General features: G+C 65.2%; 23 protein-coding genes. 10 read left to right on the top strand and 13 right to left on the bottom strand.

The window, feature by feature from the left end; genetic code table 11:
* Positions 1-838: 838 nt before the first annotated feature.
* The 8 genes from AC0L3U_RS32740 to AC0L3U_RS32705 form a co-directional block, all read right to left on the bottom strand.
* A complete protein-coding gene (locus AC0L3U_RS32740; RefSeq protein ID WP_007600553.1) occupies positions 839-1039 on the bottom strand; it encodes a hypothetical protein in 201 nt (66 codons plus the stop codon).
* A gap of 294 nt (positions 1040-1333) precedes the next feature.
* Entirely contained in the window at positions 1334-3475 is a 2142-nt protein-coding gene (flhA, locus tag AC0L3U_RS32735; protein WP_473364490.1) for a flagellar biosynthesis protein FlhA, read from the bottom strand.
* Between the two features lie 348 nt (positions 3476-3823).
* Positions 3824-4126 carry a copper-binding protein gene (locus AC0L3U_RS32730; protein ID WP_473364489.1) on the bottom strand — a complete coding sequence of 101 codons (303 nt, stop codon included), beginning with the start codon at positions 4124-4126 and terminating at the stop codon, positions 3824-3826.
* Between the two features lie 16 nt (positions 4127-4142).
* Positions 4143-4598, bottom strand: a complete 456-nt coding sequence (locus AC0L3U_RS32725) for a cupredoxin domain-containing protein (protein ID WP_473364488.1) — start codon at positions 4596-4598, stop codon at positions 4143-4145.
* A gap of 35 nt (positions 4599-4633) precedes the next feature.
* On the bottom strand, positions 4634-5971 hold the full coding sequence (locus AC0L3U_RS32720) for a copper oxidase (protein WP_473364487.1): 1338 nt from the start codon (positions 5969-5971) through the stop codon (positions 4634-4636).
* Between the two features lie 13 nt (positions 5972-5984).
* A complete protein-coding gene (locus AC0L3U_RS32715) occupies positions 5985-7436 on the bottom strand; it encodes a TolC family protein (RefSeq protein WP_473364486.1) in 1452 nt (483 codons plus the stop codon).
* A 9-nt stretch (positions 7437-7445) separates the two neighbouring features.
* Complete coding sequence (locus AC0L3U_RS32710; protein WP_473364485.1) at positions 7446-7730, bottom strand: hypothetical protein; 285 nt, start codon at positions 7728-7730, stop codon at positions 7446-7448.
* A 79-nt stretch (positions 7731-7809) separates the two neighbouring features.
* Complete coding sequence (locus AC0L3U_RS32705) at positions 7810-8256, bottom strand: hypothetical protein (protein ID WP_473364484.1); 447 nt, start codon at positions 8254-8256, stop codon at positions 7810-7812.
* Positions 8257-8408: 152 nt separating this feature from the next.
* Between AC0L3U_RS32705 and AC0L3U_RS32700 the strand changes: the two genes are divergently transcribed.
* On the top strand, positions 8409-9674 hold the full coding sequence (locus AC0L3U_RS32700) for an MFS transporter (protein ID WP_473284159.1): 1266 nt from the start codon (positions 8409-8411) through the stop codon (positions 9672-9674).
* On the opposite strand, the gene AC0L3U_RS32695 is transcribed toward AC0L3U_RS32700, so the two are convergent.
* A complete protein-coding gene (locus AC0L3U_RS32695) occupies positions 9671-10078 on the bottom strand; it encodes a DUF4864 domain-containing protein (RefSeq protein WP_007600562.1) in 408 nt (135 codons plus the stop codon). The genes AC0L3U_RS32700 and AC0L3U_RS32695 overlap by 4 nt on opposite strands.
* A 53-nt stretch (positions 10079-10131) precedes the next feature.
* Positions 10132-10773, bottom strand: coding sequence for a TetR/AcrR family transcriptional regulator (locus tag AC0L3U_RS32690; RefSeq protein WP_473364492.1), 642 nt, complete (start codon positions 10771-10773; stop codon positions 10132-10134).
* A gap of 240 nt (positions 10774-11013) precedes the next feature.
* Here AC0L3U_RS32690 and AC0L3U_RS32685 point away from each other — a divergent pair, with 240 nt between their 5' ends.
* Genes AC0L3U_RS32685 through AC0L3U_RS32675 form a run of 3 tightly spaced genes read left to right on the top strand, consistent with a single transcriptional unit; the run spans position 11014 to position 14811 of the window.
* Positions 11014-11511 (top strand): (2Fe-2S)-binding protein, encoded by a 498-nt coding sequence (locus AC0L3U_RS32685; protein ID WP_027568188.1) that lies wholly within the window; start codon positions 11014-11016, stop codon positions 11509-11511.
* Positions 11508-12563, top strand: coding sequence for an FAD binding domain-containing protein (locus AC0L3U_RS32680; protein ID WP_473364483.1), 1056 nt, complete (start codon positions 11508-11510; stop codon positions 12561-12563). The genes AC0L3U_RS32685 and AC0L3U_RS32680 overlap by 4 nt, the downstream gene beginning before the upstream one ends.
* Positions 12556-14811 carry a xanthine dehydrogenase family protein molybdopterin-binding subunit gene (locus AC0L3U_RS32675; protein WP_473364482.1) on the top strand — a complete coding sequence of 752 codons (2256 nt, stop codon included), beginning with the start codon at positions 12556-12558 and terminating at the stop codon, positions 14809-14811. The genes AC0L3U_RS32680 and AC0L3U_RS32675 overlap by 8 nt, the downstream gene beginning before the upstream one ends.
* Positions 14812-14854: 43 nt before the next feature.
* Here the strand turns inward: AC0L3U_RS32675 and AC0L3U_RS32670 are convergent, their stop codons facing one another.
* Together AC0L3U_RS32670 and AC0L3U_RS32665 are read right to left on the bottom strand one after the other, a co-directional pair.
* Positions 14855-15007 (bottom strand): hypothetical protein, encoded by a 153-nt coding sequence (locus AC0L3U_RS32670; protein WP_473364481.1) that lies wholly within the window; start codon positions 15005-15007, stop codon positions 14855-14857.
* 140 nt (positions 15008-15147) lie between these two features.
* Positions 15148-15696, bottom strand: coding sequence for a cupin domain-containing protein (locus tag AC0L3U_RS32665; RefSeq protein ID WP_007606338.1), 549 nt, complete (start codon positions 15694-15696; stop codon positions 15148-15150).
* 149 nt (positions 15697-15845) lie between these two features.
* Between AC0L3U_RS32665 and aptA the strand changes: the two genes are divergently transcribed.
* Positions 15846-17174 (top strand): omega-aminotransferase AptA, encoded by a 1329-nt coding sequence (gene aptA / locus AC0L3U_RS32660; RefSeq protein WP_007600575.1) that lies wholly within the window; start codon positions 15846-15848, stop codon positions 17172-17174.
* Positions 17175-17244: 70 nt separating this feature from the next.
* Positions 17245-18510: a D-amino acid dehydrogenase gene (locus tag AC0L3U_RS32655; protein WP_473364480.1), complete on the top strand. Its 1266-nt coding sequence runs from the start codon at positions 17245-17247 to the stop codon at positions 18508-18510.
* 106 nt (positions 18511-18616) lie between these two features.
* Here the strand turns inward: AC0L3U_RS32655 and AC0L3U_RS32650 are convergent, their stop codons facing one another.
* Positions 18617-19261: a helix-turn-helix domain-containing protein gene (locus AC0L3U_RS32650; RefSeq protein WP_473364479.1), complete on the bottom strand. Its 645-nt coding sequence runs from the start codon at positions 19259-19261 to the stop codon at positions 18617-18619.
* Positions 19262-19442: 181 nt separating this feature from the next.
* Between AC0L3U_RS32650 and AC0L3U_RS32645 the strand changes: the two genes are divergently transcribed.
* Genes AC0L3U_RS32645 through AC0L3U_RS32630 form a run of 4 tightly spaced genes read left to right on the top strand, consistent with a single transcriptional unit; the run spans position 19443 to position 22913 of the window.
* A complete protein-coding gene (locus AC0L3U_RS32645) occupies positions 19443-20201 on the top strand; it encodes an ABC transporter substrate-binding protein (RefSeq protein ID WP_247282586.1) in 759 nt (252 codons plus the stop codon).
* A 31-nt stretch (positions 20202-20232) separates the two neighbouring features.
* Positions 20233-20886, top strand: coding sequence for an amino acid ABC transporter permease (locus AC0L3U_RS32640; protein WP_007600584.1), 654 nt, complete (start codon positions 20233-20235; stop codon positions 20884-20886).
* Entirely contained in the window at positions 20883-21614 is a 732-nt protein-coding gene (locus AC0L3U_RS32635) for an amino acid ABC transporter ATP-binding protein (protein WP_473364478.1), read from the top strand. Before AC0L3U_RS32640 ends, AC0L3U_RS32635 begins: the two co-directional genes overlap by 4 nt.
* Before the next feature lie 12 nt (positions 21615-21626).
* The gene (locus tag AC0L3U_RS32630) at positions 21627-22913 is read left to right on the top strand and encodes an NAD(P)/FAD-dependent oxidoreductase (protein WP_473364477.1); all 1287 of its coding nucleotides are present in this window, start codon (positions 21627-21629) and stop codon (positions 22911-22913) included.
* Position 22914: the final 1 nt, after the last annotated feature.

Below are 22914 nucleotides of genomic sequence, written 5' to 3'. Positions count from 1 at the left end.
CGCGCACACGACCGGTGTGATCGGCGTACGGCAAAATCGTGTGGTCCTGACGCCCGGGGTCTGTGCGTCAAGCGTTGCGGTGATGTGATTGCCCGACCGGGCACACGCATCAGCCATCCGCAAGGCGACGGGGGCAATAGTGCATCGCTCCCCGGGGAGAGCGCGACATAAGCCGTAAAGCCACTGCGCAGGGAAGGCCGTGTGTTGGGCTTCACCTGTATGCCGCTGTGCAATCTTATTACGACAATCTCGCACAGTGGACCGCGGGTGCCAGCCGGCACCCGGTCTTCCCTGCGCCCTCTTTCAATTGAGGGTGAGGCGACGAAGCAAAGCTCGGGCGAAAGATGCCGCGAGAGGGCGAAGGTGCGTCTGTAATTGAAATGCGAATTGAGCGACACCGTCACTCCCACACTCCGTCATTGCGAGGAGCGCTTGCGACGAAGCAATCCAGGCTGCCGCCGCGGAAAGATTCTGGATCGCTTCGCTGCGCTCGCGATGACGGATGTAGAAGCAGCATCGCGTCAAACACCGCTCTCGTGCCCCGGACGCAGGGCAGCGCTGCTTCAGCGGTGCGCTGCAGAGCCGGGGCCTATGTGTCAGCGGGCGGCGTGCTTACTGGGTCCCGACTCTGCGCAGCAGCGTTAAAGAACGCTGCAGCGCGTCCGGGACAAGCGAGATGAATTCAGTCACTCGACCGAACTACCCCAGACATGAGAAAGCGCCCGTGGGGGGCGGGCGCTTTCTGTAGTCGACTTGGGGTTGGGGTCGTCTACATATCCACGTGGCGACTTTGGGGGGCTGATAAAGAGCCGCGTGAATTCCTGAAACTCAAATCTCCTTAGCGAACGAGGGACACGTTCGAACTGGTGATGGCGATCGGCTTGCCGGCCTTCATGACGCGAGCGGTCTGGGTCAGGCCTTCATCTGAACTCGTACGCGCGGTGATCCCGAGACCCGCCACCGCGATGCCGGCAACGAGCGCGACAACCACGATCTTGAGGTGGGTCGAGCGATCTGCGCTGTAAATCGAGTGGTTCATGGAAGGCTCCTGCCGCCATCTACCCGAAGTAGTCGCCTGCGTGTTTGGGCAGGTTCATGCTTCCGGTGCCCAACAACCTAGTATTGGGGGGATTCGTTCCCAAGAGGCGATCACAAGAGCGTGACAGGACGTGAGAAGTCGCGATCAAAAACGACCCTGGATCGTGCAATTTGGCAATTATTTCAAAGCTGTAATGTGCCTGTCAGGCGCCTTTCCGGCCGTTGATCGGCAAGGCGCCAAAAGCTTAAAAACCATTTGCCTGTGGCCAAAAAACACACGGCTTCTTAAGGCAAATCAGATGCTTCCGACCGTTTTCAATCTCGCCCTGGGGTGGATTTCAGCCTGCGACAGCACGGTCGTCTGGGCCCGGAACCGCTCGACCAGGGAACGCACGAAGGGACGAATTGCCGCAGAGGTGACCAGCACCGGGGCCTCGCCCTCGCGGGCGGCGCGCTCGAAGGCCTCGCGCACGCCGGTCATGAACTCCGACAGCTTCGAGGGCTGCATCGCGAGGCTGCGCTCCTCGCCCTGGCCGATAATGGATTCGGCGAAGGCTTGTTCCCACCGCGCCGACAGCGCGATCAGCGGCAGGTAGCCGCTGTAAGAGGTGTTCTGCGCACAGATCTGCCGCGCCAGGCGGGCGCGGACGTGCTCGACCATGGTGGCCGGATTGCGCGAGAACGCGAGCGAGTCGGCGATGCCTTCGAGGATGGTCGAGAGGTCGCGGATCGAGATGCGCTCGGCGAGCAGCAGCTGCAGCACGCGCTGGATGCCGGAGACGGTGACCTGTCCCGGGACGATGTCCTTGACCAGCTCGCCCTGCTCCTTCGGCAGCTCCTTGAGCAGCTTCTGCACCTCGCCATAGGAGAGCAGGTCCGACATGTTGGCCTTGAGCAGCTCGGTGAGGTGGGTCGAGAGCACGGTCGCGGCGTCGACGACGGTATAGCCCTTGAGCGAGGCCTCCTCCTTGAGGCTGGCATCGACCCAAGTCGCGGGCAGGCCGAAGGTCGGCTCGGTGGTGTGGATGCCGGGCACCTGCACCTGGCTGCCGCCGGGGTCCATGACCATGAACTGGCTCGGCCAGATCTTGCCGGTGCCGGCGTCGACCTCCTTGATCTTGATGATGTAGGTGTTGGCTTCGAGCTGGACGTTGTCGAGGATGCGCACGGCGGGCATCACAAAACCCATCTCGATCGCGAGCGAGCGGCGCAGCGCCTTGATCTGCTCGGTGAGGCGATCGGTGCCGTCGGGGCCGTTGACCAGCGGCAGCAGGGCATAGCCGAGCTCGATCTTGAGGTCGTCGATCTTCAGCGCCGCGGAGATCGGCTCCTCCGCCGCAGCGGAGCCGGCTGCGCCCGGCGTTCCCGGCGCCGGTGCGGTCTTCGCAACTTCCTCAGCCCTGGCAGTCGCCCGGTTGCGGTTGCGGGCGTGCCAGGCGAGCGCGCCGGCGCCGGAGCCGAGCGCCAGGAAGGGAAGGGTCGGGATGCCCGGCAGGGCCGCCAGCACCAGCATGACCGCCGCGGACATCGCCAGCGCCTGCGGATATCCGGAGAACTGCTTCATCAACGCCTTGTCGGCGGCGCCGGACACGCCGGCCTTGGAGACGAGCAGGCCGGCCGCGGTCGAAACGATCAGCGCCGGCACCTGGGTGACGAGGCCGTCACCGACGGTCAGCAGCGTGTAGCTGCGGCCGGCGTCGGCAAAGGACAGGCCCTGCTGCGCCACGCCGATGATCATGCCGCCGACGACGTTGATGAAGACGATCAGGAGGCCGGCGATGGCGTCGCCGCGGACGAATTTGGAGGCACCGTCCATGGCGCCGAAGAAGCCGCTCTCGTCCTCCAGATCCTTGCGCCGCTGCTTGGCGACCGTCTCGTCGATCAGGCCGGCGGAGAGGTCGGCGTCGATCGCCATCTGCTTGCCGGGCATGGCGTCGAGGTGGAAGCGCGCCGCGACTTCGGCGATACGGCCCGAACCCTTGGTGATGACGACGAAGTTGACGATGATCAGGATGGCGAAGACGATGATGCCGATGACGAAATTGCCGCCCATCACGAAGCTGCCGAAGGCTTCGATGACGTGACCGGCGGCATCCGTGCCCTCGTGCCCGTGCGACAGGATCAGCCGGGTCGAGGCCATGTTGAGAGATAGCCGCAGCATGGTCGAGATCAGCAGGACGGTCGGGAAAGCGGAGAATTCCAGCGGCGCCTGGATGAACAGCGACGTCATCAGGATCAGGATCGAGAGCGTGATCGAAATCGCCAGGAACAGGTCCAGCACGATCGCGGGCAGGGGAAGGATCAGCACCACCAAGATGGTGAGGACGCCGAGCGCCAGCGCGATATCGCCGCGCTTGAGGATGTTGCCGATCTCGGCAAGGGTGGGGAAACCGGCGTTTGTGCTGCCTACGCCCTGTCCCGCGGTGACGTCGACCATGGTAGCTGCCCCTCCGCGCGACTGCCGTCCGCGCGCCCCAAATGTCTGCGCGGCGGCCGAAGGGCCGCCGTTCCGAAGGTGAGGCACCGCACTGGCGTCCACAGGGCAATCCCCGTTCTACGCGGCTGACGACACTCGACTCCACTGGGCAATTATTGCCGGGTGTATGGTTAGCAAACGGTTAACGGTGGGTGCGGCATGGGGGCTGACCGGGGTATTTCGGCCATCTGGCAGGCAAGCAGTCGTCATGCCCGGTTTGTCTCGCCGAAGGCTTGGATGGCCGGGACGAGCCCGGCCATGACTTGTGGAAGCGTCTGGGGCCGAAATCGGTGGACGGAGGAAGTAGCCCTACTTCGCCTTCTCCATCCGGGTCACCGTATAGCCCGAAGCCGCTTCCTCGGCTTCGAAACTCACCTTGTCGCCGACCTTCACCTGCTTGAGCACGGCCGGGTCCTTGACGCGGTAGACCATGGTCATGGGTTCATCCATGCCGAGGTTCTTGGCGGGCCCGTGCTTGAGTGTGATCTTGCCTGCGCCCTCGTCGATCTTCTTGACCTCGCCGCTGATCGCGGCGCCCTGGGCCGCCAGGGCACTCGTGCCAAGGCCGACGGCCAGCGACAGCGCGGCGGCGATGCGGATGATGCGGTTCATGGGGACCTCCCTTGCGTTACTTCACGGTGACGTGGCCGACCATGCCGTAGTCGCGGTGGTCGGGGATCAGGCAGGAAAATTCGAACGTGCCGGCCTTGCTGAACTTCCAGAGGATCTCGGCTGTCTTGCTCGGCGCGAGCCTGACACCGTTGGGATCGTCGTGCTCCATGTGCGGATGCTTCTTCATCTCCACCGCATGCGCGAGATTCTCTTTGGTGGTGGCGAGCAGGAATTCATGGTCCTCCTTGCCGACGTTGCGCAGCACGAAGCGGATCTGCTCGCCGCGTTTGACCTCGATCCTGGCGGGCGCGTAGTCCATCTCGTTCAGCAGGATCTCGATCGTGCGCGCGGGCTTCTTGGGATCGCCGGGCTCGCCGGCCGAAAAGGTGCCGTGCCCGTGCTGGTCGTGGGCAAAGGCCGGCGCGATGGAAAGCGCGGCCAGCGCGAGACCGAGCTTGATCGTCTTCTTCATTGGTAGCTCCAGTTGGTGGTGGTTCATCGAAACGCTCACATCTTCATGTTCTTCATCGGCGGCCCGCCTGGTTGTTGCCGCACGGGCTCCGGGGCCGGCGGCGTGACCTCGTAGGCGACGGTGCCTTTCGGGAATTGGTAGGGGCCGGGATCGCGATAATCGTCGCGCGCGAGGCCCTCGCGGATCTTCATCACCGTGAACATCCCGCCCATCTCGATCGGGCCGAACTGACCAGTGCCGGTCATCATCGGCAGCGTGTTGTCGGGCGCGGGCATCTCCATGTTGCCCATCGCCATGCCGGTCGAGCCCATCGCCATGCCGTCAGGCGCGAGCTTGCCGACGGCTTTGGCGAGATCCTTGCGCGACACCCCGATCATGTTGCGCATGTCGTGTCCCATCGCATTCATGGTGTGATGCGATTTGTGGCAGTGGAACGCCCAGTCGCCGGGGTTGTCGGCGAGCACGTCGAACACCCTGACAGCGCCGACCGGTACGTCCGTCGTCGTTTCCGGATATTGCGCGCTCTCCGGAATCCAGCCGCCGTCGGTGCAGGTCACCGCAAAGCTGTGGCCGTGCAAATGGATCGGATGGTTGGTCATGCTGAGATTGCCGATGCGCACGCGCACCTTGTCGCCGAGCCTGACCGGCAGCGGATCGATGCCGGGAAACACCCGCGCGTTCCAGGTCCACATGTTGAAGTCGGTCATCTCGTTGACCCGCGGGAGATACGTGCCGGGATCGACCCGATAGGTGCTCATGACGAAGACGAAGTCGCGGTCCACGGCCCGAAAGTTCGGATCGCGAGGATGCACGACGACCATGCCCATCATGCCCATCGCCATCTGCACCATCTCGTCGGAATGCGGGTGGTACATGAAGGTCCCGCTCTTCCTCATCTCGAACTCGTAGACGAAGGTTTTCCCCGGCTGAATGTGCGGCTGCGTCAGTCCGCCGACACCGTCCATGCCGCTGGGAATGATCATGCCGTGCCAGTGCACGGTGGTGTATTCGGGCAGTCTGTTGGTCACGAAGATGCGGACCTTGTCGCCCTCGACGGCCTCGATCGTCGGGCCCGGCGACTGGCCGTTATAGCCCCACAGATTCACCTTCATGCCCTCGGCGAATTCGCGCACCACAGGCTCGGCAACGAGATGGAATTCCTTCCAGTCGCCGTTCATCCGGAACGGCAGCGACCAGCCGTTCAGCGTGACGACGGGGCGATAGTCCGGCCCGCTGATCGGGTGCAGCGGCGGCTGCATCACGACCTTGTCCATGTGCGGGGCTTCCGGAATGGAGGCAGCCTGCGCGCGGCCGCTGACGACGGATGCACCGGCGAGCGCGGCACTGCCCAAAAATCCTCGGCGGGAAAACATGTTGGCCTCCATGTCAGTGACCGCTATCGGCAGGCGCTGCCGCGGCGAGAGTGGTTGAATTCTCGCCGTCAGCGGGCGCGCCGCCGCCATTGACGGCGGTCTGCAAGTCGGACTGGGCAAGGAAAAATCTTTGCTTCGCATCGATCGCGCCGCGCAGCGACGCGAGCCGCTGCCGCGCCTCGGTGAGCAGCGCGAAAATGTCGACCTGCATGCTGGAGAAGCGGAGCTGCATCTCCTCGGTGATGATCTTTCGCAAGGGGATGATCTCGCGTTGATAGTGGCTGGCGATGTCGTAGCCGGAGCGATAGACCCGATAAGCATCGCGCGCTTCGGAGCGTACATTCACGGCGCGCTCGGTCAGCCGATTGAAGGCGAAATTGTAGGTCTCCGCCGCCTGCCGCACCCGCACCTCGCCGCCGTCGAAGATCGGGATCTGAAACTGCACGTCGAAGCCGCGCTCGCGGAACGGCGCGCCTTCCGGATCCCGGGTGCGGCGGGAGATGCCGGCGAGATCGAGCAGGGTCACGAAACGCGTCGCCTCGGTGAGGTTCAGCGACTTCGCCAGCGCCATCAGCTCGAGCCGCGCGATCTGCAGGTCGATGCGATGGGCGACCGCGTCGGCTTCAATCGACGGCAAGGCTTGCGGGCGGCGCGGCAGCGGCGGCAACTGGTTGGGCAGGCGGAAGTCGAGGCCGCCGTCCCACAGCCCCATCAGGCGCGCCAGCTTTTCGCGCGCGCTCGTCGCCGTCTGTCGCGCGGTGGCGAGGTCGGCGGTGGTTTCGGCGTAAAATACCTGTTCACGGGCCTGATCGAGCTTGTTGATCGAGCCGGTTTCGCCGAGCTTGACCGCGAGCTGTGCGGTCGATTCCGCCGTCGCCTTCGCGTCCGTCAGCAACGCCACCATCTCGTTGCCGCCAATGGCGCGCCAATAGGCGCGGCGGACATCGGCGGCAAGCCGCAACGTCGCCAGGCTAGCGCGCAATTGCGCCTGGCGAAAACGGTCGCGGGCGATCTCCGAGCGGAACGGCAGGGTGGCGAGCGCGAGGATATCGCCGACAATTTGACGCTCGATTTCGCTGGCGCCGTTGCCTGAAATTCGCGAGACCGAGAACACGGGATTGGGCGGCAGGCTCTGCTCGACGAGATCGGTCTCGGCCAGCGCCAGCTCGTTATAGGCGGCTTGAAGCCCCTTGTTGTTCAGCAGTGCGATCTGCACGGCGGTCTCGGCGCTGAGTGTTCGCGACAGCAGTTGGCGAACGCGCGCGTCGACCGCGCCGGCCCCCTCGGCCGTCCGCACGAAGGCGACATCCTTGTTGATGGTCTGGCTCGTCAGCTCCGAGACGGCATTCATGCCGCTGTCGGGCGAGAAGGCGGCGCAGCCTGACAGGCCGAGCGAGGCAAGAACGAGCAGGCTTGGCACGAGACGGCTTGGCACGAGACGGCTTGGCGCGAGACGGTGTGTCATGGCGCGCTCTTACCGGTCTTGCTTGGGTTGCGGCGCGACGCTCTCGTTGCGCTCGCGCCATGGTGCCGGCGCCGCCGGCCGCAGGCTGGTGTAGGGCGCAATTGTCGAACGATAGCCGGCGCGCGCGACCTTGGCCGCGGGATCGGCAGGATCAGCGCCGGCGACTTGTGTCGTTGCCGGCATGCAGCCGGACAGCGCCAATGCCGTCGCGGCCAGCAGCAGCCAATTGAGTCGAAAGTGTCGTCCCCGCGCTGTGGATGCAGCGGCGGACTTCGCCCCGGAAAGCGTAAGCATGAGTCATCCCTGATCTGTCTGGAGACCACAGGTTCGCGCGCGCGGATGCGCGCTCGGCCTGACGTCGTCGCGCGTCAGATCAGACGATGGGAGGGCGGTAGAGCAGGGGCGGCGCCGCGCTGTGCAGGCTGGCCACGATCTCGGGCGAGCAGGCGGAAACCGGCTGAAGCGGCTTTGCAACGCTGGGCAGGTCTGCCGGCATCGCGCTCACGCACATCATCGCGCAGCAAGGTCCCGCCGTACCCTTGCCGCCGTGATGATGAGGAGCGGGGGGCGCGTCCTGCGCGGCGGCCTGGTGATGCGCATGCGGCCCGGCGTGGTCATGCGAGGCGCCGTCATGCGTGTGGCCGGCCTGCATCTGGTGATGCACCGGCGCGCGGTCGGCGAGGAGCGCGTCGTCGAGGCACGGTGCTGGAGCACTACCCCAGGCGAGGCTTGCGGCCGGCGCGAGCACGCAGAACAGATAGGCAAGGGCAATCAAACGCCCCACCCTGATCCGCATCGATCGTGTCAATCGCAGCAACATTCCGCCGACATGCCCTTCGCGCGGCGATGTTGCACGCGCTGATTTGCAAAATAATGACAAAACGCGCGTTCGCCAAGCTCCTTCTTACCGCAGTGCACCGTGCATGCCCAATATCGCGCCACAATGCTTGACCCTGTGGCGATCCGCGGGCCATGGTCCCGCCCGTGCACGCGCCAAATCAATCAGGACAGACACCTGAAGCATTCACCCCTGATTCCCGTCAGGCCTGGATGCGCCTCGTCATTGCGCTTCTGATCGGCTCGATCGGCGGCGTCGGCATGTGGGCGATCGTCGTCATGATTCCCGCGGTGCAGGCCGAATTCTCCGCCACGCGCGGCGCGGTGTCGCTGGCTTTCACTCTGATGATGTTCGGGTTCGGGCTTGGCGGCGTCATCGCCGGCAGGATCACCGACCGGTTCGGCATCGTGGCGGCGATGGCGATCAGCATTGCCTTCCTCGGGGTCGCCAACGTGCTGGCGGGTCTGTCGACCCAGCTCTGGCAGTTCGTGGCGGCGTATTTCCTGATCGGGCTCGGCACCTCCGCGACCTTCGCGCCGCTGATGGCGGAGGCCTCGCACTGGTTCGAGCGCTATCGCGGCTTGGCCGTGACCATTGTCGCGAGCGGCAATTATGTCGCCGGCACGATGTGGCCCCCGCTTGTGAGCACAGGCATGCAGACGATCGGCTGGCGCTTCACTCATATCGGCATCGGCCTCGTCTGCGTCAGCCTGATGACCATCCTGGTGCTGGTCCTGCGCGCGCAGATGGGCGACGACAAGGTTCACGATCATGCCAATGCAGCGCCGCCGCGGGTCGACCTCAAACTGTCGACCAACACGCTGACGGTGCTGCTCTCGATCGCCAGCATCTCCTGCTGCGTCGCCATGGCAATGCCGCAGGTGCATATCGTCGCCTATTGCGGCGATCTCGGATATGGCGTGGCGCGCGGCGCCGAGATGCTGTCGCTGATGATGGCCTGCGGCATCGTCAGCCGGATCGGCTCGGGCTACCTCGCCGACAAGATCGGCGGCATCCCGACGTTGCTGATCGGTGCCCTGGCGCAAGGCTTTGCGCTCGTATTTTACCTGTTCTTCGACAGCCTGACCTCGCTCTATTTGATCTCCGCGATGTTCGGCCTGTTCCAGGGCGGCATCGTGCCGAGCTATGCCATCATCGTGCGCGAGGCGATGCCGGCGAGCGAGGCCGCAACCCGAGTCGGCATCGTGATCTTCGCCTCCGTGTTCGGCATGTCGTTCGGCGGCTGGGTCTCGGGCGTCATCTTCGACGCCACAGGCTCCTATGCCGCGGCGTTCGCCAACGGCGTGGCGTGGAACGCGCTCAACATCGGCATCGTGCTGACGCTGCTGATCCGCTCCCGGATGAATGCCGTCAGGACCGGCCCGGGTTTTGCGACCTAGACTGCCTGTCCCGCCTTCAGCAGCGAACAACCCGTAATCTTGTAGCTGCCGTCCGCCTGCTGCTCGAGCGTGTAGAGCGCTTCCCAGGCCTCGCCATTGGCATCGATGATATGGACGTGCTGGGCAATGCGGCTGCCCTCGCTCTTGCTGTCGCCAAATTCAAAGCTCTTGTGCCGGTAGACCGGCGGGTAGCCGTTTTGCACCATGGACATGAAGATGTCGGGCGCGGGGAAGATCTCCCGGATCGCCGGTGCGGCGTAGGAATAGGCCGCGCGCGCGTCGTCGCGGCCGAATGCCTGCTCCTGGGCGCGGATGATATCCTGTGCTGTCGCGACATCGTCGGCGCGCGCTGAGATGGGACCGAAGGCGACACTGAGAAAGACCAGCAAGGCGGCGATGCGCATGACAGGCTCCGCGTTGAAATCCCGGCGGCGCCGATCCTAGCACATCTCGCGGGCTATCGCTTCCGCTTTGCAGCCGGCTTCGCAGGCTTGGCGGCGGCGCGTACCTTGGCTTTCACGACAGGCCGCACCCGCAAACCGTCGACGAACACGTCGAGCATCCGCAGCACCGAGGATTGCCAGCCGGGCTGGTCGTGCATGTAGCACATGCCGAAGAACGCGCGCAGCAAGTCCTCGGGACTGATGTCTGCGCGCATCGCGCCGGCCGCGGCTGCGCGGTCGAGCAGCGAGCCGATCGCCCTGGTGAGGCGCTCAAAGGAAAAGGCATGCAACTCCGACCCGCTCTGCACCGCGAGTGCCAGGGCTGCCACCATGCCCTTCTTGGTGGCAACGAATTCGACGCCTGAGTGCAGCCAGCGCCTGAGCGCATCGACCGGGTCCCCGTTCTTCAACTGCTCGGCAAGCTCGCTGAGCTGCTCGACCTCGCGCCGGTATACCGCCTCGAACAAATCCTCGCGCGTCGGGAAATGCCGATAGAGCGTGCCGATGCCGACGCCGGCGCGTTTTGCCACCGCCTCGAGGCTCGCCTCGGGACCACCCGCGTTGAACACGGCCTTGGCGGCCTCGAGCACGCGCTCGCGATTGCGCACGGCATCGGCGCGGGGCTTGCGGGTCTGGTCGGTGGTGTGGTCGTCCATCCACGCAATGTAGATCACGAATTGGTTAGATTGAACCCTTGTGGGGCTGCATCGCGTTGATGCGCACGGGCTTTTGACGAATTCCAAATATTTCCCGCCGGCCCTTGTTAAGCGGAGGGTGCCTCCGTATCTTCGCTGAAGTCGTTTGCCCGGATGATGTTCGGGGGGCGCATGTCGACGGCGGCCACGGCGGTGGCGCGCTGCGCGACGACTGATGTCCATATCTGATCGGAGCCTTATATGAACCACTCCATCAGCCTCACCGTGAACGGTGCGCGGCGCGACTTCGTCCTCGACGATCCGCGTGTCACGCTGCTCGATCTCCTGCGTGAGCGCCTCCATCTGACCGGAACCAAGAAGGGATGCGACCGCGGCCAATGCGGCGCCTGCACCATTCTCGTCGACGGCAAGCGCATCAACTCCTGCCTCGCGCTCGCGATCAGTCATGACGGCGCCGACATCCTCACAATCGAGGGTGTGGCGCGCGGCGACCAGCTTCATCCCGTTCAGGCCGCCTTCATCGCCCATGACGGCTTTCAGTGCGGCTTCTGCACGCCGGGCCAGATCATGAGCGCGATCGGCATGATGAGCGAGGCGCAGGCCGGCAACGATCCCGAGCGCATTCGCGAATGCATGAGCGGCAATCTGTGCCGCTGCGGCGCCTATGCCGGCATCGTCGATGCCGTGCTCGACGCGCAGGCCGGTATGGACGAATCCAACCAGAGGCGCTCCGCATGAAGCAGTTCGATTATGTCAGGCCGGCCACGGTCGCCGAGGCCATCGCTGCCGCCGCGCAGCCGGGCGCGACCTATCTCGCCGCCGGCACCAACCTGCTCGATCTGATGAAGGGCGGCGTCAGCCGGCCGGATCGCCTGGTCGACGTCACCCATCTCGACGGCCTCGATCGGATCGAGCGCCTTGCCGACGGTGGCATGCGTATCGGCGCACTGGTGAGCAACGCCGATCTCGCGCATGACGCCGACTTTGCCAAGGCCTATCCGGCCGTCGCCGAAGCACTGCTCTCCGGCGCATCGGCGCAATTGCGCAATGCCGCGACTGTCGGCGGCAATCTCCTGCAACGGACGCGCTGCGCGTATTTCTACGACACCGCCAGCCGCTGCAACAAGCGCGAGGCCGGCAGCGGCTGCGACGCCCGCGACGGCGAGAACCGCACCCACGCCGTGCTCGGCTGGAGCGAAAACTGCATCGCCACGCATCCGTCCGACTTCTGCGTACCGCTGGTCGCGCTCGACGCCATCGTCGAGATCGAAGGCAGGAACGGGCGGCGCGAGATCGCGCTCGACGAATTGCATCGCCTGCCCGGCAATACGCCCGAGCGTGACTCGGCGCTCGAACCGGGTGATCTCATCGTCGCGGTGCGGCTGCCGCCCGCTGCGCGGGGCTTTGCCGCGCATGCGCGCTATCTCAAGGTCCGCGATAGAACGTCCTACGCATTTGCCGTCGTCTCGGCTGCGGCTGCGCTGCGGATCGAGAACGGCAAGATCGCGGAGGCGCGGCTTGCGCTCGGCAGTGTCGCCGCAAAGCCCTGGCGCGCCCGCGCTGCGGAGGACGTGCTCAGGAACGTCGCGCCCACGGTGGACGCTTTCCAGGACGCCGCCTCGCGCGCGCTCGCCGACGCAAAACCGTCCGGCGACAACGCCTTCAAGATCGAGCTCGCGCGCCGCATCGTCGTGCGCGCGCTGAGCCTCGCCGCCGCCGGTACGCCCGCGCGCATCGCCGCGCTGCCGGCCTCTCCCTTTGCCTCGACGTCCGGAGCGATCCATGCCTGAACTCAATCTCACCAGCGCGCCAGCTCATCTGCGTCACGGCTCGAACATCGGCCAGCCGCTGACCCGCCGCGACGGGGTTCTCAAGGTCAAGGGCCGGGCGACCTACGCCGCCGACAATCATCCGCCCGGCATGCTGTTTGCGGTAATGGCTGTCGCGAGCATTTCGCGTGGCCGTGTGACCTCGCTCGATGTCACTGCTGCCAAGCGTCATCCCGGCGTCGTCGATGTCATGACGTCGGACCACAAGCCTGAGCTCGCGATCGACCCCGAGATCAAGACCAATCCATTCGTATTCCGGATGGAGGTGCTGCAGAGCAACGAGGTCCGCTACGCCAACCAGCCGATCGCCGTCGTGATCGCCGAGACGCTGGAGGCGGCGACGGAAGGCGCCACGCTGCTGGCGCCGCGCTACGAGACGCTGCCCGCGCTCATCGGTCTCGACGCGGGTGAAAGCTACGTGCCGCCGGTCGTCGGCGTCGGCAACCCCACGGAAAATCATCGCGGCGATGTCGAGGCGGGACTTGCGTCGGCCGAGAAGCGGATCGACGCGGTTTACGAAACGCCGCCGCAATATCACAATGCGATGGAGCCGCATGCGATCGTGGCTGCATGGGATGGCGACAATTTGCAGATCGACATGCCGACCCAGGGTCTCATGCTGTCGCTGGCGCGCGTCGCCGAATTGTTCGGCATCGCGCACGACAAGATCCACATCCGCAGCCCGTTCCTCGGCGGCGGGTTCGGTTCGAAGGGGCTCATGGCTGGTCCTCCGGTCCTCGGCATCATGGCGGCAAAGCTCGTCGGCAAACCGGTCAAGCTGGTGCTGCGCCGCGAGCAGATGTACGGCCCGGTCGGCCATCGCGCGCCGACGCGGCAACGACTGCGCATCGGCACCGATGGCGAGGGGCGCCTGACAGCGCTCGATCACCACGCGCGCACCGTGTCGAGCACGTTCGACGATTTCTACGAGCCTGCGGCCGATGCCTCGCACACGCTCTATGCGGCACCTGCGATCCGCACCTCGCATGATGCCGTGCGTGTCAACACCGGCACGCCGTTGTTCATGCGCGCGCCCGGCGAGGCGACCGGCTCGATCGCCCTGGAGAGCGCGATCGACGAGATGGCCTGGGCCTGCGGCCTCGATCCGCTCGCCTTTCGTCTGAAGAACTATGCCGAGGTCGAGCCCATCACCGGCAAGCCGTTCTCGTCCAAGGCATTGCGCGCCTGCTACGAGCAGGGCGCGGCGCGCTTCGGCTGGGCGAAGCGATCGCTCCAGCCGCGGCAGATGCGCGACGACGATGGTCTTCTGGTCGGCTGGGGCATGGGCACCGCGACCTTCCCCGCGTTGATGTTCCAGGCCGAAGCGCGTGCCGTGCTTCGCCGCGACGGCTCCGGTGCCATGGAAATCGGCGCGCATGACATGGGGCAGGGCGCCTGGACGGCGCTTGCGCAGATTGCGGCCGACGAACTCGGGCTTGATATCGACCGGGTCGAGTTCAAGGCCGGGACGTCCGACCTGCCCGATGCCGGCATCGCCGGCGGCTCCGCGCACACCGCGACCGCGGGTGCCGCGATCCACAGCGCAGGCGCGGCCGTGATTGCAAAACTCGCCGATCTCGCCACCGGCGACGAGCGCTCGCCGCTGTTCGGCGCCGGCAATGCCGGCGTGATCGCGCGCGATGGCAGATTGATCCGGCGCGACGACGAGAGCCGCGGCGAAAGCTATTCCGAGATTCTCGCGCGCGCCGGCGTGGCCGAGGTCGAGGCGCGCGGCACCGGCGCGCCGAATCCGGCGGCAATGGAGGAGTATGCGATGCACGCCCATGGCGCGGTGTTTGCGGAGGTGAAGGTCGATCCCGAGCTCGGCCAGGTCCGCGTCACCCGCATGGTCGGCGCCTTCGCCGCGGGGCGGATCGTCAACCCGCGCATGGTGCAGAGCCAGCTGTTCGGTGGCATGATCTGGGGCCTGTCCTTCGCGTTGCACGAGGAAGCCATCACCGACCGCCGCACGGGCCGGATCATGAACGCCAATCTCGGCGAGTACCATATCCCGGTGAATGCCGACGTGCCGCCGCTCGACGTGATCACGGTCGAGGAGCACGACCCGCACGTGAACGCGCTCGGCATCAAGGGTGTCGGCGAGATCGGCATCACCGGCAGCGCAGGCGCGGTTGCCAACGCGGTGTGGCACGCGACGGGCGTCCGTGTGCGCCGCTTCCCGATCCGGATCGAGGAGTTGCTGACGTAGCCTTGAGACCGCGGCGGGCGAGGCCGTCTCGCTCCGCCGCGTGCTAATGCAGCTTCTTGCGAAGAGCCTTGAGCACTTCTCGCTGCGACTCGATGTAATTCGCGATGGTCTTGCGCAGCTCCTCCGAATGGAGCTTGTCGCTGTCGCGCTGCACTTCATCGAGTGCAGCCTCTGCATTTGGGAGCGTGATCTTCATAGCGAGCCCTGTTACGAAGCGGCTCCGGAAAGCGGAGGCTGCTTGGCTATGGCTGGAAACATATAGAGGATCAGGCTGCGGAAATTGAGATGGCTCAAGCTCCGTAGGATACCGGTGGCTCCGTAGGATTGCGGACAACTTCAAAACGTCGGCGGTGTGCAGGCCGAGATCACCTCGCACGGCTTGCCGCCGACGCAGCGGAAGCGATGCGGGCGACGGCTCTCGAAGTAATAGGCATCGCCCGGATTGAGAATGCGGCGCTCGTCCTCGACGGTGACTTCGAGCTTTCCCGAGATCACGATGCCGCCTTCCTCGCCGTCATGGACGAGGTGAACGCGCCCGGTGTCGCTGCCGGGCTCGTAGCGCTCCTTCAGAATCTGCAAGCTGCGACCGAACAGATTGTCGCCGACTTGCCGATACGAGATCGGCTTCTTGCCGACCTCGGTCAGCTCTTCGCCGCGGTAGAAGATCTTGCGCCGGCTCTCGGGCTCCAGCGCGAAGAACTCGGCGAGCCCCATCGGAATGCCGTCGAGGATGCGCTTGAGCGCCCCCACGGACGGGTTCATCTGGTTGGATTCGATCAGCGAGATCGTCGAATTGGTGACGCCGGCGCGTTTGGCGAGTTCGCGCTGCGACAGCTTCTGGCGCGCGCGGATGAATCGCAGCCGTCCACCGATATCGACGCTCATGTCCCTAACCCGTGTTGCAAGTGTTGCGGATCGCGCAAATATGGACCGGCAGCCCCAGTCAAATCAATGGCTTGCAGCTCATCAGAAAAGGACTTGTTGCGCTTTTCAAGCCGTGCCTCTGCTAGCAGGTCAGCAAAGGAGCGTGGCCCGTGACCCTTCATCAGATTCCGAACACCATCAAGACCGATTCGTTCTGGATGCCATTCACGGCCAACCGGCAGTTCAAGAAGGCGCCGCGCCTGTTCTCCTCGGCCGAGGGCATGCATTACACCACGGTCGACGGCCGCAAGGTGATCGACGCCTCCGCCGGCCTCTGGTGCGTCAATGCCGGCCACGGTCGCAAGCAGATCGCCGCCGCCGTCGAGCGCCAGCTGATGACGCTGGATTTCGCACCATCGTTCCAGATGGGCCATCCGCTGGCATTCGACTTCGCCGAGCGTCTGGCCGAGATCGCGCCGAAGGGCCTCGATCGCATCTTCTTCACCAATTCCGGCTCCGAGTCGGTCGACACCGCGCTGAAGATCGCGCTCGCCTATCACCGTGCCAACGGCCAGGCGAGCCGCACGCGCCTGATCGGCCGCGAGCGCGGCTATCACGGCGTCGGCTTCGGCGGCACCTCGGTCGGCGGCATGGTCGCCAACCGCCGCGCCTTCGCGACCCTGCTGCCGGGCGTCGACCACATCCGCCACACCCACGATCTCACCCGCAACGCCTTCGCCAAGGATCAGCCCGAGCATGGCGCCGAGCTCGCCGATGATCTCGAGCGGCTGGTGGCCCTGCACGGCGCCGAGACCATTGCTGCCGTCATCGTCGAGCCGGTGCCGGGCTCGACCGCGGTGTTGCCGCCGCCGAAGGGCTATCTCCAGCGCCTGCGCGAGATCTGCGACAAGCACGGCATCCTCCTGATCTTCGACGAGGTCATCACCGGCTTCGGCCGGCTCGGCACGCCGTTCGCCGCCAACTTCTTCGGCGTCACGCCTGACATGATGACGACGGCCAAGGGCATCACCAACGGCACCATTCCCTGCGGCGCCGTGTTCGCGAGCCGCAAGGTTCACGACGGCCTGATGGTCGGCCCGGAGAACGCGATGGAGCTGTTCCACGGCTACACCTATTCGGCGCACCCGGTCGCCTGCGCCGCGGGCATCGCCACGCTCGACATCTACAAGGACGAAGGCCTGCTGACGCGCGGTGCGTCGATCTCCGAATACTGGCGCGATGCGCTGCATTCGCTGAAGGGCCTGCCCAACGTCGTCGACATCCGCAATTGCGGCCTGATGGGCGCGGTCGAGTTGTCGCCGCGTGACGGTACGGTCGGCGTGCGTGGCTACGACGTCATGGTCGACTGCTTCAATCGCGGGCTGTACTTCCGCATGAGCGGCGATAGCTTTGCGCTGTCGCCTCCGCTCATCGTCGAGAAGAGCCACATCGACGATATCGTGTCGATCCTCGGCGATGCCATCAAGCGGGTGGCCTGATAATTGCTCTCGCCGTTGCGGAGTTTCCTCTTGCAGCGGCGAGCGTGATGCCGCGGGAGTTTGACCAAGCGTGAAAGTTCTGATCCTCGGCAGCGGTGTCATCGGTGTCACCTCTGCCTACTACCTCGCGCGTGCCGGCCATGAGGTGACGGTCGTCGACCGTCAGCCCGAACCGGCGCTCGAGACCTCCTTTGCCAATGCCGGCGAGGTGTCGCCCGGCTATTCCTCGCCCTGGGCTGGTCCCGGCGTCCCGGTCAAGGCGGTCAAATGGCTGCTGATGAAGCACGGCCCGCTGGTGATCCGGCCGAAGCTCGATCCCGTGATGTGGGTCTGGCTGCTCAAGATGCTGCGCAACTGCACCAGCGAACGCTACGCCATCAACAAAAGCCGGATGATCCCGATCGCGGAATACAGCCGCGATTGCCTGCGCGATCTGCGCCGCGACATCGGCATCCAGTATGACGAGCGCTCGCAGGGCACGCTGCAGCTGTTCCGCTATCAGGCCCAGCTCGACGGCACCGGTGAGGACATCGCCGTGCTCAAGGAGTACGGCGTACCGTTCGAGGTGCTGAGCCGTGAGGGCTGCATCGCGGCCGAGCCGGCGCTGGCGGGCGTGAAGGAGAAGTTCGCGGGCGGACTGCGCTTGCCGCAGGACGAGACCGGCGACTGTCACATGTTCACACAGGCGCTGGCCAAGCATGCCCAAGCGCTCGGCGTGCGCTTCATGTTCAACACCGGCATCGACCGCATCGTCACCGACGGCGGGCGCGTCAGCGGCGTCGTGACCAGCGCCGGAACGTTGCAGGCCGACGCTTACGTGCTCGCGCTCGGAAGCTGGTCGTCGCGGCTGGTCGCGCCGCTCGATATTTCGCTGCCGGTCTATCCCGTGAAGGGCTATTCGATCACGGTGCCGATCAAGGACGCTTCCGGGGCGCCGGAATCGACCGTGATGGACGAGAGCTACAAGGTCGCCATCACCCGTTTGGGAAATCGCATCCGCGTCGGCGGCACCGCCGAAATCTCCGGCTTCTCGAGCCAGCTCTATGACGCGCGCCGCGCTACGCTCGATCACTCGCTGACCGATCTATTCCCGCGCGGCGGCGATCTCTCCAAGGCGACGTTCTGGAGCGGGCTGCGCCCGATGACGCCGGATGGCCCGCCCGTGATCGGCCCGACGCAATACGCCAACCTTCACCTCAACACCGGCCACGGCACACTGGGCTGGACCATGTCGTGCGGCTCCGGCCGCGTGCTCGCCGACATGCTGTCGGGCAAGAAGCCGGACATTGATGTGAGTGCGCTGACGGTGGATCGGTACAAGTATCGGTTCGGCTAAGACTCTATCCTCCCGTCATTGCGAGGAGCTCTCGCGACGAAGCAATCCAGGCTGCCTCCTCGGAAAGACCCTGGATTGCTTCGCTTCGCTCGCAATGACGGCTGCGCTACCCCGACCCCGTCACGCAATTCACCCACAGCACCACCGCCTTGGCATCCTCGGCCGGATTTGAAAACCGGTGCGGCCGACGGCTTGCAAACCGAAAACTGTCACCGGTCTTCAGCGACCACGTCTCGCTGTCCACCGTCAGCATCATCTCGCCTTCGAGCACGAGGCCGGCCTCCTCGCCGTCATGGGTGTAGAGCTCGTCGCCGGTAGAGCCGCCGGGCTCCAGATGCACCAGGAACAGATTGAGCCGGTTGTCGGCGCTGGCCGGGCTCAGCAATTGCTTCGACACGCCGGTGCGCCAGAGCTTCAGTTCGGGCCGCTGAAGCCCGCGCGTGACGATTTGGTCGGATGCACCGTCGGCGTTCGGGCTGGCGCCGAACAGCGCGGCGATGCCGACGCCGAGCACGTCGGCGAGCGTGGCCAGCACGCGCAGCGACGGCGACGACAGGCCGCGCTCGATCTGGCTGAGGAAACCGATCGAAAGCTCCGTGCGCGAGGCGACCGTCTCGAGCGAGAATTGCCTGACGCGCCGGAGGTCGCGGATACGGCGGCCGACCGCGACGTCCATCGCCGGCTCGGCGGCTTTGGCGATAGCCTTGGCTTTTACCTTCTTCACCGGCTTTGCGGCGGCCGGTCTGCGCATTCTTTTGCCACCGCTCACGTCAAACCGCTTCCTTCATGTGCATGAAAACCGCTTGCATGACCCGCGAAAGTGTGACCAAATTTTCATATTGGTGAAAATAGGCCGAAACGGCTTGGCCCGCAACGTCTGCGATGACGAGATCTGCGAGCGCCGCCATCGGCCGGGCCCAAGGGGGAATGCGATGAAGCGTTTTGGTCTGGCCGCGGTCGCGGCACTCGCGATTGCCGCAGCAGCGCCGGCTTCGGCGCAGCAGGTGCTGAAGGTCGGCTCGACGCCGACAGGCATTCCCTTCACCTTCCTCGACACCAAGACCAATAGCATCCAGGGCATCATGGTCGATCTCGTCACCGAAGTGGGCAAGGATGCCGGCTTCAACGTGCAGATCGAGCCGATGCAGTTCTCGGCGCTGATCCCGTCGCTGACATCGAGCAAGATCGACATCATCGCGGCCGCGATGTTCATCACGGCGCCGCGCAAGGAGGTCGTCGACTTCTCCGACCCGATCTATACCTATGGCGAAGGCCTCGTGGTTCCCAAGAGCGACACCAAGGCCTACGCCACCCAGGACGATCTGAAGGGTGAGACGGTCGGCGCCCAGGTCGGCACCGCCTTCGTCGACGCGCTGAAGAAGTCCGGCCTGTTTGCCGACGTCAAAGCCTACGACACCATTCCCGACATCCTGCGCGACGTGAACACCGGCCGCCTCAAGGCCGGCTACGCCGACTATCCGATCCTCGCCTACAATCTGAAGCAGGGCGGCTTCCCGGAGGTGCGTCTGGTCGACGGCTACAAGCCCGTCACCGTCGGCTCGGTCGGCATCGGCGTGCGCAAGGGCGAGGCCGCGCTGCTCGGCAAGATCAACGCCTCGCTCGCCAAGCTGAAGGCCAACGGCACCATCGACAAGATCCTCGATAAATGGGGCCTGAAGGCGCAGGGTTGATCGCGAGAGGCCAATCGATGAAGGCTGATCGATGAAAGGCTTCTGGCACGACGCGGCGGAATTCTTCCCGATCCTGATGAGCGGCGTCGTGCTGACGATCGTCGTCACCATCGGCTCGCTGCTGCTCTCGACGGTGCTTGGCCTCGTCTGGGCGATGATGCGGGTCTCCGGCATCCGCGTCCTGTCGCTGCTCAGCGCCAGCCTGATCAACGTGATCCGCGGCATTCCGATCATCGTGCTGTTGTTCTACCTCTACTTCGTGATGCCCGATCTCGGCGTCACGCTCAGCGCGTTGCAGGCCGCGATCCTCGGGCTCGGCATCGCCTACTCGGCCTATCAGGCGGAAAATTTCCGCGCCGGCATCGAGGCCATCGACAAGGGGCAGATCGAGGCGGCGCAATCGATCGGCATGGGCTGGTGGCTGACCATGCGTCGCGTCGTGCTGCCGCAGGCGGTGCGCATCGTGCTGCCGCCCTACGGTAACGTCATGATCATGATGCTGAAGGATTCCTCGCAGGCCTCAACCATCACGGTTGCCGAGCTCGCCCTTCAGGGCAAGCTGATCGCGTCCTCGACCTTCAAGAACACCAACGTGTTCACGATGGTCGCGCTGATGTATCTCACCATGAGCATTCCGCTGATCCTGCTGGTCCGTCACTTCGAGAAGCGGGCCGGCAAGAAATGATCGAGCTGACCGACGTCCACAAGAGCTTTGGCGAGAACGAGGTGCTCAAGGGCATCACGGCGTCCGTCCAGAAGGGCGAGGTGGTCTGCATCGTCGGCCCCTCCGGCTCCGGCAAGTCCACCATCTTGCGCTGTATCAACGGTCTCGAAAGCTACGACCGCGGCGAGATCAGCGTCGAGGGATTGAAGGTCGACCGCGACGCGCCGTCGATCGTGAAGATCCGCACCCAGGTCTCGATGGTGTTCCAGCGCTTCAACCTGTTTCCGCACCGGACGGTGCTGGAAAACGTGGTCGAAGGACCGCTCTATGTGAAGAGGGAGCCGCGCGCTGCCGCATTCGAGCGTGGCCGCGCGCTGCTCGCCCAGGTGGGCCTTGCCGAGAAAGCCAACGAACATCCGCCGCAGCTCTCCGGCGGCCAGCAGCAACGCGTCGCGATCGCGCGGGCGCTGGCGATGCAGCCCAAGGCCATCCTGTTCGACGAACCGACCTCGGCGCTCGATCCTGAATTGGTCGGCGACGTTCTCGGCGTGATGCGCAAGCTCGCCGACGACGGCATGACCATGGTCGTCGTCACCCACGAGATGGGCTTTGCCCGCGACGTCGCCGACCGCGTGCTGTTCATCGACGGCGGCGTCATCGTCGAGCAGGGACCGGCGAAATCGGTGCTCAACCAACCGCAGCATGCGCGGACGCAGGATTTTCTGCGCCGCGTGCTGCATCCGCTCTGATCGGTCTTCGCCATGACCACGCGCCTGCCTCTGCCGCCGTCTCTCTATGCCGACACCGCCGTTGCGCCGGTGGCCACGCCGCCGCTCGAAATCGACAAGACGGTCTCGGTCGCCATTGTCGGCGGCGGCTACACCGGCCTGTCCACGGCGTTGCATCTGGCCGAGCAAGGCGTCGAGGCACTGGTGCTGGAGGCGCAGGAGCCGGGCTGGGGCGCATCCGGCAATAATGGCGGCCATACCAATCCCGGACTGAAGCACGACCCCGATCAGATCGAGGCCGATTTCGGCACTGAGCTCGGCCGCCGCATGATTGACTTCTCCTACGGCACGACGAATTTCACGCATGATTTGATCCGCCGCTACCAGATCCCGTGCGAAGCGCGGCAGAACGGTACGCTGCGCGCGGCCTATAACGAGGCCAGCGCCGCCGCGATCGAGACAACCGCACAACAATGCATCGCCCGCGGTATGCCGGTGACGTACCTCAATCGCGAGCAGTTGCGCGAGATGACCGGCACGGATCGTTACATCGGCGCCATGTTCGATACCCGCGGCGGCGACTTGCATCCGCTCAGCTACGCTCGCGGCCTTGCGCGCGCCGCGATCTCGGCAGGCGCGAAGGTGCACGGCGAGACACCGGCGCTGTCGCTCCGTCGCGAGGGCAGCCGCTGGCGCATCGAGACGCCGCGCGCGGTGGTGCATGCCGACAAGGTGCTGCTCGCGACCAACGGTTTTACCGACGATCTCTGGCCGGCGCTTCGCCGCACCATCGTGCCGGTGTTCTCCTCGATCGCCGCCACCGCGCCGCTTTCGGATGAGGTCACGCGTTCGATCATGCCGACGCGTCCCGTCCTTTACGAGAGCGGCCATATCACCGTCTATTACCGCATCGATCAGCAGAACCGCCTCTTGATGGGCGGCCGCGGCCCGATGCGCTGGATCAGTTCGCCGCGCGACGTCGCCTATCTCATGCGATACGCCGAGCGGCTATGGCCGCAGCTCAAGGGCGTCGCCTGGACCCATGGCTGGAACAGCCGGCTCGCCATCACCGGGGATCATTACCCGCATGTGCACGAGCCCGCGGACAACATCCTGATCTCGCTCGGCTGCAACGGCCGTGGCGTCGCGCTCTCGACCGCGATGGGCGCGCAGCTGGCGCGGCGGCTGATCGGCGGCGCCAAGGCCGAGATCGACATGCCCGTCACCGGCATCAAGCCGATTCCGATGCATGCCTTCTGGCCGGTCGGCGTGACGACGGCAGTGATCGCTGGTCGCGTGCGCGACCGGCTGGGGATCTAAG

The organism is Bradyrhizobium sp. Kon69 (genome assembly GCF_055807515.1).
The sequence above is the reverse complement of the archived record's forward strand: the minus strand, read 5'-3'. Positions and strand labels throughout refer to the sequence as shown.

Excerpts from the sequence above, each read along its gene's own strand:
- AC0L3U_RS32650 (WP_473364479.1), bottom strand. The coding sequence starts at position 19,261 with ATGCGCAGACCGGCCGCCGCAAAGCCGGTGAAGAAGGTAAAAGCCAAG.
- AC0L3U_RS32675 (WP_473364482.1), top strand. The coding sequence starts at position 12,556 with ATGCCTGAACTCAATCTCACCAGCGCGCCAGCTCATCTGCGTCACGGC.
- AC0L3U_RS32630 (WP_473364477.1), top strand. The coding sequence starts at position 21,627 with ATGACCACGCGCCTGCCTCTGCCGCCGTCTCTCTATGCCGACACCGCC.
- AC0L3U_RS32740 (WP_007600553.1), bottom strand. The coding sequence starts at position 1,039 with ATGAACCACTCGATTTACAGCGCAGATCGCTCGACCCACCTCAAGATC.
- AC0L3U_RS32715 (WP_473364486.1), bottom strand. The coding sequence starts at position 7,436 with ATGACACACCGTCTCGCGCCAAGCCGTCTCGTGCCAAGCCGTCTCGTG.
- flhA (WP_473364490.1), bottom strand. The coding sequence starts at position 3,475 with ATGGTCGACGTCACCGCGGGACAGGGCGTAGGCAGCACAAACGCCGGT.
- AC0L3U_RS32695 (WP_007600562.1), bottom strand. The coding sequence starts at position 10,078 with ATGCGCATCGCCGCCTTGCTGGTCTTTCTCAGTGTCGCCTTCGGTCCC.
- AC0L3U_RS32705 (WP_473364484.1), bottom strand. The coding sequence starts at position 8,256 with ATGTTGCTGCGATTGACACGATCGATGCGGATCAGGGTGGGGCGTTTG.
- AC0L3U_RS32710 (WP_473364485.1), bottom strand. The coding sequence starts at position 7,730 with ATGCTTACGCTTTCCGGGGCGAAGTCCGCCGCTGCATCCACAGCGCGG.
- AC0L3U_RS32635 (WP_473364478.1), top strand. The coding sequence starts at position 20,883 with ATGATCGAGCTGACCGACGTCCACAAGAGCTTTGGCGAGAACGAGGTG.
- AC0L3U_RS32720 (WP_473364487.1), bottom strand. The coding sequence starts at position 5,971 with ATGTTTTCCCGCCGAGGATTTTTGGGCAGTGCCGCGCTCGCCGGTGCA.
- AC0L3U_RS32730 (WP_473364489.1), bottom strand. The coding sequence starts at position 4,126 with ATGAACCGCATCATCCGCATCGCCGCCGCGCTGTCGCTGGCCGTCGGC.
- AC0L3U_RS32640 (WP_007600584.1), top strand. The coding sequence starts at position 20,233 with ATGAAAGGCTTCTGGCACGACGCGGCGGAATTCTTCCCGATCCTGATG.
- AC0L3U_RS32645 (WP_247282586.1), top strand. The coding sequence starts at position 19,443 with ATGAAGCGTTTTGGTCTGGCCGCGGTCGCGGCACTCGCGATTGCCGCA.
- AC0L3U_RS32680 (WP_473364483.1), top strand. The coding sequence starts at position 11,508 with ATGAAGCAGTTCGATTATGTCAGGCCGGCCACGGTCGCCGAGGCCATC.
- AC0L3U_RS32685 (WP_027568188.1), top strand. The coding sequence starts at position 11,014 with ATGAACCACTCCATCAGCCTCACCGTGAACGGTGCGCGGCGCGACTTC.
- AC0L3U_RS32670 (WP_473364481.1), bottom strand. The coding sequence starts at position 15,007 with ATGAAGATCACGCTCCCAAATGCAGAGGCTGCACTCGATGAAGTGCAG.
- AC0L3U_RS32665 (WP_007606338.1), bottom strand. The coding sequence starts at position 15,696 with ATGAGCGTCGATATCGGTGGACGGCTGCGATTCATCCGCGCGCGCCAG.
- AC0L3U_RS32700 (WP_473284159.1), top strand. The coding sequence starts at position 8,409 with ATGGTCCCGCCCGTGCACGCGCCAAATCAATCAGGACAGACACCTGAA.
- AC0L3U_RS32725 (WP_473364488.1), bottom strand. The coding sequence starts at position 4,598 with ATGAAGAAGACGATCAAGCTCGGTCTCGCGCTGGCCGCGCTTTCCATC.
- AC0L3U_RS32690 (WP_473364492.1), bottom strand. The coding sequence starts at position 10,773 with ATGGACGACCACACCACCGACCAGACCCGCAAGCCCCGCGCCGATGCC.